Below are 12,718 nucleotides of genomic sequence, written 5' to 3' on the forward strand. Positions count from 1 at the left end.
AGGGCGCCACCACCCTGACCGTCGACGTTGGCGGCACCATCTACACCGTTACAGTGGATGCGGATGGCAAAGGTACCCTGCAGGTTCCGAATACCAACGTTGAAGATGTCTATAAAGACGCTTCGACTGTCACTGCCACCGTCACCGCTGTGAATGGCGGCAACTACGAAGGCGTGGACCTGACCGGTGCGACCAATACCGCCACCGTCGAAGACACCATCGACAACACCACCGTGGCTGTCAGCTCGCTGCCAGCAAAAGAAGGCGACGAAAACGTCACCTTCAACTTCCAGCTGAGCAACAAGCCGCAGGGCGCCACCACCTTGACCGTGGATGTTGGCGGCACCATCTACACCGTTACAGTGGATGCGGACGGTAAGGGCACCCTGCAGGTTCCGAACACCAACGTTGAAGATGTCTACAAAGACGCTTCGACCGTTACCGCCACTGTGACTGCCGTGAATGGTGGTAACTACGAAGGTGTTGATCTGACTGGCGCGACCAATACCGCCACCGTCGAAGACACCATCGACAACACCACTGTTGCTGTTTCGTCTGAGCCGGCGAAAGAAGGTGATGAAAACGTCACCTTCAACTTCCAGCTGAGCAACAAACCGCAGGGTGCGACTACCCTGACCGTGGATGTTGGCGGCACCATCTACACCGTTACAGTGGATGCGGACGGTAAGGGCACCCTGCAGGTTCCGAACACCAACGTCGAAGACGTCTACAAAGATGCTTCTACCGTTACCGCCACTGTGACTGCCGTTAATGGTGGCAACTACGAAGGTGTTGATCTCACTGGCGCGACCAATACCGCGACTGTCGAAGACACTATCGACAACACCACTGTGGCCGTCAGCTCGCTGCCGGCAAAAGAAGGCGACGAGAACGTCACCTTCAACTTCCAGCTGAGCAACAAGCCGCAGGGTGCGACCACCCTGACTGTGGATGTCGGTGGCACCATCTACACCGTTACCGTGGATGCAGACGGTAAAGGTACCCTCCAGGTCCCGAACACTAACGTTGAAGACGTCTACAAAGATGCTTCGACCGTGACTGCCACCGTCACCGCTGTTAACGGCGGTAACTACGAAGGCGTGGACCTGACTGGCGCGACCAATACCGCGACTGTCGAAGACACTATCGACAACACCACTGTGGCCGTCAGCTCGCTGCCGGCAAAAGAAGGCGACGAAAATGTCACCTTCAACTTCCAGCTGAGCAACAAGCCGCAGGGTGCGACCACCCTGACTGTGGATGTCGGTGGCACCATCTACACCGTTACCGTGGATGCAGACGGTAAAGGTACCCTCCAGGTCCCGAACACTAACGTTGAAGACGTCTACAAAGATGCTTCGACCGTGACTGCCACCGTCACCGCTGTTAACGGCGGTAACTACGAAGGCGTGGACCTGACTGGCGCGACCAATACCGCGACTGTCGAAGACACCATCGATAACACCACCGTGGCGGTAAGCTCGCTGCCAGCGAAAGAAGGCGACGAAAACGTCACCTTCAACTTCCAGCTGAGCAACAAGCCGCAGGGCGCGACTACCCTGACCGTGGATGTCGGCGGCACCATCTACACCGTAAACGTCGATGCGGACGGTAAAGGCACCCTCCAGGTCCCGAACACCAACGTCGAAGACGTCTACAAAGATGCTTCGACTGTCACTGCGACCGTGACTGCCGTGAATGGTGGTAACTACGAAGGTGTTGATCTGACTGGCGCGACCAACACCGCGACTGTCGAAGACACCATCGACAACACCACCGTGGCCGTAAGCTCGCTGCCAGCGAAAGAGGGCGACGAGAACGTCACCTTCAACTTCCAGCTGAGCAACAAACCACAGGGCGCGACTACCCTGACCGTCGACGTTGGCGGCACCATCTACACCGTCACTGTGGATGCGGACGGTAAAGGCACCCTCCAGGTCCCGAACACCAACGTTGAAGACGTCTACAAAGATGCTTCGACCGTTACTGCCACCGTCACCGCCGTTAACGGTGGTAACTACGAAGGCGTGGACCTGACTGGCGCGACCAACACCGCGACTGTCGAAGACACCATCGACAACACCACCGTGGCCGTCAGCTCGTTGCCAGCAAAAGAAGGCGACGAAAACGTCACTTTCAACTTCCAGCTGAGCAACAAGCCACAGGGCGCCACCACCCTGACCGTCGACGTTGGCGGCACCATCTACACCGTTACAGTGGATGCGGATGGCAAAGGTACCCTGCAGGTTCCGAATACCAACGTTGAAGATGTCTATAAAGACGCTTCGACCGTCACCGCGACTGTGACTGCCGTGAATGGTGGTAACTACGAAGGTGTTGATCTGACTGGCGCGACCAACACCGCGACTGTCGAAGACACCATCGACAACACCACCGTGGCCGTCAGCTCGCTGCCAGCGAAAGAAGGCGACGAAAACGTCACCTTCAACTTCCAGCTAAGCAACAAGCCGCAGGGTGCAACCACCCTGACCGTGGATGTCGGCGGCACCATCTACACCGTAAACGTCGATGCAGACGGTAAAGGCACCCTCCAGGTTCCGAACACCAACGTTGAAGACGTCTACAAAGATGCTTCGACCGTGACTGCTACCGTCACCGCTGTTAACGGCGGCAACTACGAAGGTGTCGACCTGACCGGCGCTACGACAACTGCGATCGTTGCTGACACCGAGACCCCAGTGACCGTGAAGGTAACCGGTGTAAACGGCAACGAAGGCGACGCCAAAGTTACCTTCAACTTCGAACTGAGCCATAAGCCGGAAGCGGGCAGTATCCAGGTGCAACTGGTGGTGCGTGTCGACGGCCACGATTACACCGTTGATATCGACTCGGACGGCAAAGGGTCGCTCCAGGTCGACAACCCGAACGGCGAAGATGTCTACAAAGATGCCAGCAGTCTGACGGCTGAAGTTGTTTACGCTACTGGCGGCAACTTCGAGAAGATCGAGACTGGCGCCACTGGCACTGCGCAGATCGCGGATACCGAAACCCCGGTCACCGTGACCGTAACTGCTCACAACGCGACCGAAGGCGACGCTAACGTCAACTTCGACTTCCAGCTGAGCAACAAGCCACAAGACGGCTACCCAACCAGCCTGACTGTCCAGGTCGGCACCGCCAGCTATACCGTCAGCATCGACGCCGACGGCAAAGGCACCCTGGCCGTACCAAACCCGAATGGTGAAGACGTCTACAGGGACGCCAGCTCTCTGACGGCCACCGTCACTGGCGGCACCGGCGGTAACTTCGAGAAGATCGCTACTGGCGCCACGGCCACTGCTCAGATCGCAGATACCGAGACTCCAGTCACCGTGACTGTGACTGCTCACAACGCGACCGAAGGCGACGCTAACGTTAACTTCGACTTCCAGCTGAGCAACAAGCCACAAGACGGCTACCCAACCAGCCTGACTGTCCAGGTCGGCACCGCCAGCTACACCGTCAGCATTGATGCTGACGGCAAAGGCACCCTGGCTGTTCCAAACCCGAACGGTGAAGACGTCTACAAAGACGCCAGCACCCTGACGGCCACTGTCACCGGCGGCACTGGCGGCAACTTCGAGAAGATCGCTACCGGTGCCACGGCCACTGCCCAGATCGCGGATACCGAGACGCCAGTCACCGTAACCGTGACCGCTCACAACGCGACCGAAGGCGACGCCAACGTCAACTTCGACTTCCAGCTGAGCAACAAGCCACAAGACGGCTACCCAACCAGCCTGACTGTTCAGGTCGGCACCGCCAGCTACACCGTCAGCATCGACGCCGACGGCAAAGGCACCTTGGCGGTTCCAAACCCGAACGGCGAAGACGTCTACAAAGACGCCAGCACCCTGACGGCCACTGTCACCGGCGGCACCGGCGGTAACTTCGAGAAGATTGCTACTGGCGCCACCGCCACTGCTCAGATCGCAGATACCGAGACTCCAGTCACCGTCACCGTGACCGCTCACAACGCAACCGAAGGCGACGCTAACGTCAACTTCGACTTCCAGTTGAGCAGCAAGCCACAAGACGGCTACCCAACTAGCCTGACTGTTCAGGTCGGCACCGCCAGCTATACCGTCAGCATCGACGCCGACGGTAAAGGCACCCTGGCTGTTCCAAACCCGAACGGTGAAGACGTCTACAAAGACGCCAGCACCCTGACGGCCACCGTCACTGGCGGCACTGGTGGTAACTTCGAGAAGATCGCCACTGGCGCTACTGCTACGGCGAACATCGCGGACACCGAAACCCCGGTCACCGTGACCGTAACTGCTCACAACGCAACCGAAGGCGACGCTAACGTCAACTTCGACTTCCAGTTGAGCAACAAGCCACAAGACGGCTACCCAACCAGCCTGACTGTCCAGGTCGGCACCGCCAGCTACACCGTCAGCATTGATGCCGACGGCAAAGGCACCTTGGCTGTTCCAAACCCGAATGGTGAAGACGTCTACAAGGACGCCAGCACCCTGACGGCCACCGTCACCGGCGGCACCGGCGGCAACTTCGAGAAGATCGCTACCGGTGCCACGGCCACTGCCCAGATCGCGGATACCGAGACGCCAGTCACCGTAACCGTGACCGCTCACAACGCAACCGAAGGCGACGCCAACGTCAACTTCGACTTCCAGCTGAGCAACAAGCCACAAGACGGCTACCCAACCAGCCTGACTGTTCAGGTCGGCACCGCCAGCTACACCGTCAGCATTGATGCTGACGGCAAAGGCACCTTGGCTGTTCCAAACCCGAACGGCGAAGACGTCTACAAAGACGCCAGCACCCTGACGGCCACTGTCACCGGCGGCACCGGCGGTAACTTCGAGAAGATTGCTACTGGCGCCACGGCCACTGCTCAGATCGCAGATACCGAGACTCCAGTCACCGTCACCGTGACCGCTCACAACGCGACCGAAGGAGACGCCAACGTCAACTTCGACTTCCAGTTGAGCAACAAGCCACAAGCTGGCTACCCAACCAGCCTGACTGTGCAGGTGGGCACCGCCAGCTATACCGTCAGCATCGACGCAGACGGCAAAGGCACCTTGGCTGTACCAAACCCGAATGGTGAAGACGTCTACAAAGACGCCAGCACCCTGACGGCCACCGTCACTGGCGGCACCGGCGGTAACTTCGAGAAGATCGCCACTGGCGCCACGGCCACCGCTCAGATCGCAGATACCGAGACTCCAGTCACCGTAACCGTGACCGCTCACAACGCGACCGAGGGCGACGCCAACGTCAACTTCGACTTCCAGCTGAGCAACAAGCCACAAGCTGGCTACCCAACCAGCCTGACTGTGCAGGTTGGCACCGCCAGCTACACCGTCAGCATTGATGCTGACGGCAAAGGCACCTTGGCTGTTCCAAACCCGAACGGTGAAGACGTCTACAAAGACGCCAGCACCCTGACGGCCACCGTCACTGGCGGCACCGGCGGTAACTTCGAGAAGATCGCCACCGGCGCCACCGCCACTGCCCAGATCGCGGACACCGAGACCCCGGTCACCGTAACCGTGACCGCTCACAACGCGACCGAGGCCGACGCCAACGTCAACTTCGACTTCCAGCTGAGCAACAAGCCACAAGCTGGCTACCCAACCAGCCTGACTGTGCAGGTTGGCACCGCCAGCTATACCGTCAGCATCGACGCCGACGGCAAGGGCACCCTGGCCGTACCTAACCCGAACGGTGAAGACGTCTACAAAGACGCCAGCACCCTGACGGCCACCGTCACCGGCGGCACCGGCGGTAACTTCGAGAAGATCGCTACCGGCGCCACGGCCACTGCGCAGATCGCAGACACCGAAACCCCGGTTACCGTTGCCATCACCGCGCACAACGCGCAGGAAGGCGACGCCAACGTCAACTTCGAGTTCCAGCTCAGCGCCAAACCGCAGGCCGGCTACCCGGCCAGCCTCAGCGTCGATGTCGATGGCAAGGCCTACACGGTCACGCTGAACGCCGACGGCTATGGCACGCTGAGCGTGGTGAACACCAACACCGAAGACGTCTACAAGGATGTCAGCACCGTGACCGCCACGGTGACTTCCATCAATGGCGGCAACTTCGAGAAAGGTGATGTCACCGGCGCGAAAGCCACGGCGATCGTCGTCGATACCATTGACGACACCTTCGTCACGGTCACTGCCGACCCAGCCACCGAGGCCGACAGCACCGTCAACTTCCACTTCGCGTTGAGCAACCCGCCGCAAGGCGCTGGTGCGACCATCCTCACCGTGAGCGTGGCCGGCGTGCTGTACCAGGTCACCGTGAATGCCGCGGGCCAGGGCACCCTGTCGGTGCCTAACCCGAACACCGAAGACGTGTTCAAGGACGCGAGCACCCTCGTTGCGACCGTGACCAACGTTACCGGCGGCAACTACGAGAACGTCAACCTCACCGGTGCCACCGCGACCGCGACCATCGCTGACACCATCGACACCGTCTACGCCAAGATCAGCATCCTCAACAGCTCGGTCACCGAAGGTGGCACGTTCACCTACAAGGTCGAGCTGGTAGATGCCAACGGCCATGCCATCACTGTGCCAACTGGCAAGTCGGTAACGGTCAATCTGCAGTGGAGCGGTACTGCCGACAGCACCGATGTGGAAGGCACACTGCCGACCAGCGTGACCATCAGCGGTGGCAACAGCAGCACCTCGTTCAACGTCAAGACCTACGACGACACCAAGATCGAGAGCGACGAAACCCTGACGGCCACCATCAAGCAGGTGGTCGACAACAACAACTTCTACGAGAACCTGGCCGTAGGCAGCCAGAACTCGGCCACCGGCACCATCTTCGACAACGACAAGGGGCCGCAGATTGTCGGCAACTCGTCGAACTCGATTGTGGAAAGCGGCACTTCCGGCGGCGCCGACGTGGTGCTGATCCTCGACACCTCGGGCAGTATGGGCCCGGCGGGCAACGGCCAGCAGGGCAGTGACCCGGATGGCAGCGGCCCGTACAAGTCGCGCCTGGAAATGCTCAAGGATGCGGTGAAGAACCTGTTCGAGTCCGGCACCGTGCACTCGGTGTTCATCGTCAACTTCTCGGGCAGCGCTTCGTTCGTCAGCTCGGGCAAGGATGGTGGCTGGTTCACCAACCTCGATGACGCGCTGGCAGCGATCAACAAATTGCAGGCCACCGGCACCACCAACTACGCCAACGCGCTGAACACGGTGATGAACAACTACACCGCGCCGCCAGCAGGTGGCAGCAAGTTGGTGTCGGTGTTCATGTCCGACGGTGCGCCTAACCAGGGCAGCGTCGTGGAGAACAACTGGATCAGCTTCCTGAACCAGAAAGGCTTCGCCGACTCCTTCGCCGTGGGCTTCGGCGGCCTCAGCAACGCCAACAAGGATGCCCTGGAGCCGGTGGGCTGGAAGCCGGGCGAAACCGCTGGCAGCATCACCACGGGTGCTGCTGACGACCACGTGATGGTGGTCGACACCACCCTCAGCAGCCTCACCCAGGCGCTGGTCAGCAGCATCGGCGGCAGCGCGGTGTCTGGCGATATCACCGCCAACGCCACCGGCGGCACCGCTGGCTGGGCAGCCAACGGTTGGAAACTGACTTCGGTGCAGTACGGCGGCGTGACCTACACGTTCACCAGTGCCACCGACAGCAAGACCATCGACCTGGGCAACGTCGGCAAGGTGATCATCAAGGGTGACGGTAGCTACACCTTCTCGGGCAAGGACAACCAGGACGTTGCCAACGACCTGTCGGCCGAGCTGAAATTCACCATCCGTGACGCCAACGGCGCCACCGCGTCGTCGACCCTGACCCTGACCGTGAAGGACCGCAGCGATGCGATCGCGGCCAATGATGACATTACGGCTAACCTGGTTTCGAAAACAGTCACTACCAGCGCCTCCGTCTCAACCCTGGCAACCTTCACTAGTAATGAAAGCTCCGCCTGGAAGTTCAGCTCGGTGAACCAGGGTACGTCGAACCTGGGCAGCAACGATATCTTGAAGATCAACCTCACTAGCTGGCAGTCCACAACCCTGAGCAATAGCACTGGGCAAGACGCCAAACGCAACACTAGTGGTAATAACCTGGTACTGACCGACAACAACGGTTCGAGTAACGGTGACGCTCAAGCGATGACTCCTGTTTACACAACGGGAGTTGCCGCCGGCGAGAAATTGTCGTTTACGGCGAATGCTTCGTTGTCGTCTTACAGCACTTGGTATGAAACCGCGAATGACACTGCGAATTGGACGCTATACAAAAGCCTTGATGGCAAGAACTGGACTGCGGTTCAGAGTGGTTCGATCACTGCAGGATCGTCGACGATCACTACTGATCCTTTGGACGCGGCGACCCAGTATCGTATCCTGCTGACCGTTCATGACGACAGCTACTACAACTACACCAATGCGTCGGTTACTTTCGACGATTTCAAAGTCAGTGTGCCTGCTACCTCTACAACCGTATGGAGCGCAGACCCGGTCACTGGCTCTGTGGCAACCAACGACACATGGGGTGCTAACGGCGAAACTTCTACCCTGTCGATCAAGGTCAACGGCAGTTGGGTGGATGTGACTGCAGGCATGAAAGTCACCGGCGTATATGGCGAGCTCACCATCAACAAGGATGGCTCGTATAGTTACCAACCGACGGCTAACAAAGACGGTGCCGGCCATGTGGATTCGTTTGAGTACAAGCTGACCCAGCCGGATGGGGATACTGATACCGCGCACCTGTATGTGACCTTGACAGCGTCCGGCCCGGGTGCCACGGCGTCGACCACCCCGGCCTGGACCAGCGGCAACGATACCCTGCTGGGTACCGATGGCGACGACATCATCTTCGGCGGTGCCGGCAACGACACGCTGATCGGCGGCAAAGGCAATGACACCCTCACCGGTGGCAGCGGCGCCGACCTGTTCATCTGGAAAGCGGGGCACACCGGTAACGATACGATCACCGACTTCAAGGCGTCCGAAGGTGACCGCCTCGACCTCAGCGACCTGTTGCAGGGCGAGAAGGGCAGCAACATCACCGATTACCTGAAGATCTCTACCGTCAATGGCGAGAGCGTTCTGCAGGTGAGCAGCAAAGGTGAGCTGAACGTGACCGATGGTGCCAACCATATCGACACCACCATCACCATGAAGGGTGTGGACTGGTCCAGTACCTCGATCAGCTCGCTGATCAGTGGCGCCGACCCGCTGATCAAGATCGACAACCACAACAGCTGATCGGGCACCCTACAGCGGCAGGCAACTGCCGCTGTAGGGCCTTTCGCTGCATCTGCCAACGCTTCCCTGCAACCTGCGGGGGGCGCATACTCGCCTGGCCTACTCCCTGCACAATGACTTGAGAAAGGAGCCTACCGTGTCCCTGCAGAACGCCCTGATCTACGTACAACGTGACCCCGAGGGCCGCCTGCTGCGTGTCGAGCCCGCACCGTTCGCCGGGCACACGGAAGTGCTGACTGCCGACCACGCCGAGGTCCAGCAATGGTTCGCCGACGATGTGGTGGAAAACAGCCTGCGCCAGCTCAAGCAAAGCGATCTGGACATGATCCGCGTGCTGGAAGACTTGATCGACGTGCTCACCACCAAAGGCGTGCTCAGCATCACCGACCTGCCCGCCGGTGCCCAGGCCAAGCTGCTCAATCGTTCCTCGGCGCGCAAGGCGCTGGGCGGCCTGAGCAACCTGATTGAGGACGATGTGGAACACCGGCTGCTGTAGGCATTCGCCGCTCATATCGATATGCTTTAAAGGTATTTAAATTATTCCTTTTATGCATTTATAGTCACACCCACTGCGTACCCGTCGACCAATCGATGCGCCGCACGACTTGAACCCACACGGGAAATCCCCGTGCGTTTCTGATCGTTGCGCGCCATTGAAGTCGCGCACTGCGTGGGAGTGAACAATGCCAGCCGCCTCGAACGCCTTGTCGTCCATCGACAGCGCCCAGCCGCAAACTTTTGAAATCCGCCCGTTCTCTGGTGCCGTGGGCGCCGAGATCATTGGCCTGGACCTCGCCAAACCAGTCAACACCGAGGATTTCACCCGTATCCATCGCGCCCACCTCGACCACCACGTGCTGGTGTTCCGTGACCAGCGCATCAGCCCCCAGCAGCAGATTGACTTCAGCCGCCGTTTCGGCGAACTGCAGATCCACGTGCTCAAGCAGTTCCTGCTCGCCGGCCACCCCGAGATCCTGATCGTTTCCAACATTGTCGAGAACGGCCAGAACGTTGGCCTGGGCGATGCCGGCAAGTTCTGGCATTCGGACCTGTCGTACAAGGAACTGCCAAGCCTGGGCTCCATGCTGCATGCCCAGGAGCTGCCCAGCGAAGGTGGCGATACCCTGTTCGCCGACATGCACAAAGCCTGGGACGCCGTGCCCGAGGCCCTGCGCCGGGTGGTCGAAGGCCGCAGCGCCGCCCACTCCTACACGGCCCGTTACGCCGAGACAAAGTTCGAGGGCAACTGGCGCCCAACCCTCACCGCCGAGCAACTGGCCCAGGTGAAGGAAGTTATCCACCCGGTGGTGCGTACCCACCCGGAAAACGGCCGCAAGGCACTGTTCGTCAGCGAAGGCTTCACCACCCGCATCGTCGGCCTGCCCGAGGACGAAAGCCGAGACGTGCTGCAACAGCTGTACGCCCTGAGCGTGCTGGAGCAGAACATCTACCGCCACCAGTGGCAACCTCACGACATGGTGTTCTGGGACAACCGTTCGTTGATTCACCTGGCCGCTGGCTGCCCCGCGCACCTGCGCCGAAAACTGTTCCGTACCACCATCCAGGGCGATGCCCCGTTCTGACGACTGAGGAATCCATCATGCGCAAATCCATCAGCCGCCTGGCGGCAAGTATCGGCCTGGGCGCCAGCCTGGTTGTCGGCAGCCTGGCGGCCCCCGCCGTGGCGCAAGCCGAAGGCAAGATTCGCATTGCCGAGCAGTTCGGCATCGTCTACCTGCTGCTCAACGTGGTGCGTGACCAGCAGCTGATTGAAAAACATGGCAAGGCAGAAGGCATCGACATCGAAGTCGACTGGGCCCAGCTGTCGGGCGGTGCGGCAATCAACGATGCGCTGCTGTCCGGCTCGGTGGACATCGCCGGTGCCGGCGTCGGCCCGCTGCTCACCGTGTGGGACAGAACCTACGGCCGGCAGAACGTCAAGGCCGTGGCTTCGCTGGGCAACTTCCCGTACTACCTGGTCAGCAGCAACCCCAACGTGAAGACCATCGCCGACATTTCCGACAAGGACCGCATCGCGGTGCCGGCCGTGGGCGTTTCTGTGCAGTCGCGCTTCCTGCAATACGCCGCCGCGCAGCAGTGGGGCGACAAGGCGTACAACCGCCTCGACAAGTACACCCTGGCCGTGCCGCACCCGGACGCCACCGCGGCCTTGCTGGCCGGTGGCACCGAACTGAACGGGCACTTCTCCAACCCGCCGTTCCAGGACCAGGCGCTGGCCAACAAGGACGTGCACGTGGTGCTCAACAGCTACGACCTGCTCGGCCCCAACTCGCCGACCCTGCTGTTCGCCACCGAGAAATTCCGCAAGGACAACCCCAAAACCTACAAGGCCTTCATCGATGCCCTGGCGGAAGCGGCGGACTTTGCCCAGAAGGACAAAGCCGCAGCGGCAGATACCTACATCCGCGTGACCAAGGCCAAGATCGACCGCGAGGCGCTGATCAAGCTGATCGACAACCCGCAGTACGAGTTCACCGTCACGCCGAAGAACACCTACAAACTGGCCGACTTCCTGTACCGGGTAGGCGCCATCAAGCACAAGCCGGAATCGTGGAAGGACTACTTCTTCCAGGATGAACGCCCACTGCAGGGGAGCTGACCGACCATGACCGCCCCATTGCCAGGCCACACGGCCAGCAACTTGAGCCGTGTCGCGACACCGCCCTTGCTCCAGGTGAACGACCTGAGCCTTGAATACCGCACCGCGCAGCGCGTGGTGCGGGCCACCCACCAGGTCAGCTTCGAAGTCGACCGCGCTGACCGTTTCGTGCTGCTGGGCCCCTCGGGCTGTGGCAAGTCCACCTTGCTCAAGGCCGTGGCCGGGTTCATCACCCCGCAGGAAGGGCAGATTCTGCTGCAGGGCGAACCGGTAAAGGGCCCAGGCCCGGACCGTATCGTGGTGTTCCAGGAATTTGACCAGCTGCCGCCGTGGAAAACGGTGAAAGAGAACGTGATGTTCCCGCTGCTGGTGTCTGGCCAGCTCAAGCGTGCCGAGGCCCAGGAGCGGGCCTTGCATTACCTTGAAAAGGTTGGCCTGGCGGCCTTTGCCGACGCCTATCCGCACACCCTTTCCGGTGGCATGAAGGCGCGTGTGGCGATTGCCCGGGCCCTGGCCACGCAACCGAAGATCCTGTTGATGGACGAGCCGTTCGCGGCGCTCGATGCGCTGACCCGGCGCAAGATGCAGGAAGAGCTGTTGCTGCTGTGGGAAGAGGTGCGCTTCACCTTGCTGTTCGTCACCCACTCCATCGAGGAGGCGCTGGTGGTGGGCAACCGCATCCTGTTGCTGTCGCCGCACCCAGGGCGGGTGAGGGCAGAGGTGCACAGCCACCAGTACCACCTCGGCAGCCTCGGCGCCGCGGACTTCCAGGCCAGCGCCCGGCGTATCCACCGGCTGCTGTTCGACGAGGCCGAGCCCGCCGAGCCAAGCGCCGACCTGGGTTTCAACGACATCCGCATCGCCTACTGACAGGAGC

At 60.5% G+C, this 12,718-nt stretch carries 5 protein-coding genes; all 5 read left to right on the forward strand.

Annotated elements, in window-relative coordinates; all coding sequences use genetic code 11:
* Window positions 1–9,221 (forward strand): immunoglobulin-like domain-containing protein (locus F3J45_RS19820; RefSeq protein WP_167066630.1); only part of this gene is annotated, 9,221 nt, incomplete at its 5' end.
* 154 nt (window positions 9,222–9,375) lie between these two features.
* On the forward strand, window positions 9,376–9,717 hold the full coding sequence (locus tag F3J45_RS19825) for a tryptophan synthase subunit beta (protein WP_167066899.1): 342 nt from the start codon (window positions 9,376–9,378) through the stop codon (window positions 9,715–9,717).
* Between the two features lie 187 nt (window positions 9,718–9,904).
* Complete coding sequence (locus tag F3J45_RS19830; RefSeq protein WP_167066633.1) at window positions 9,905–10,804, forward strand: TauD/TfdA family dioxygenase; 900 nt, start codon at window positions 9,905–9,907, stop codon at window positions 10,802–10,804.
* A 17-nt stretch (window positions 10,805–10,821) separates the two neighbouring features.
* Complete coding sequence (locus tag F3J45_RS19835; protein ID WP_167066636.1) at window positions 10,822–11,841, forward strand: ABC transporter substrate-binding protein; 1,020 nt, start codon at window positions 10,822–10,824, stop codon at window positions 11,839–11,841.
* Window positions 11,842–11,847: 6 nt separating this feature from the next.
* The gene (locus F3J45_RS19840; RefSeq protein ID WP_167066639.1) at window positions 11,848–12,711 is read left to right on the forward strand and encodes an ABC transporter ATP-binding protein; all 864 of its coding nucleotides are present in this window, start codon (window positions 11,848–11,850) and stop codon (window positions 12,709–12,711) included.
* Window positions 12,712–12,718 lie beyond the last annotated feature (7 nt).

The sequence above is a fragment of the Pantoea sp. Ap-967 genome (assembly GCF_011752565.1).
Taxonomy (GTDB): Bacteria; Pseudomonadota; Gammaproteobacteria; order Pseudomonadales; family Pseudomonadaceae; genus Aquipseudomonas.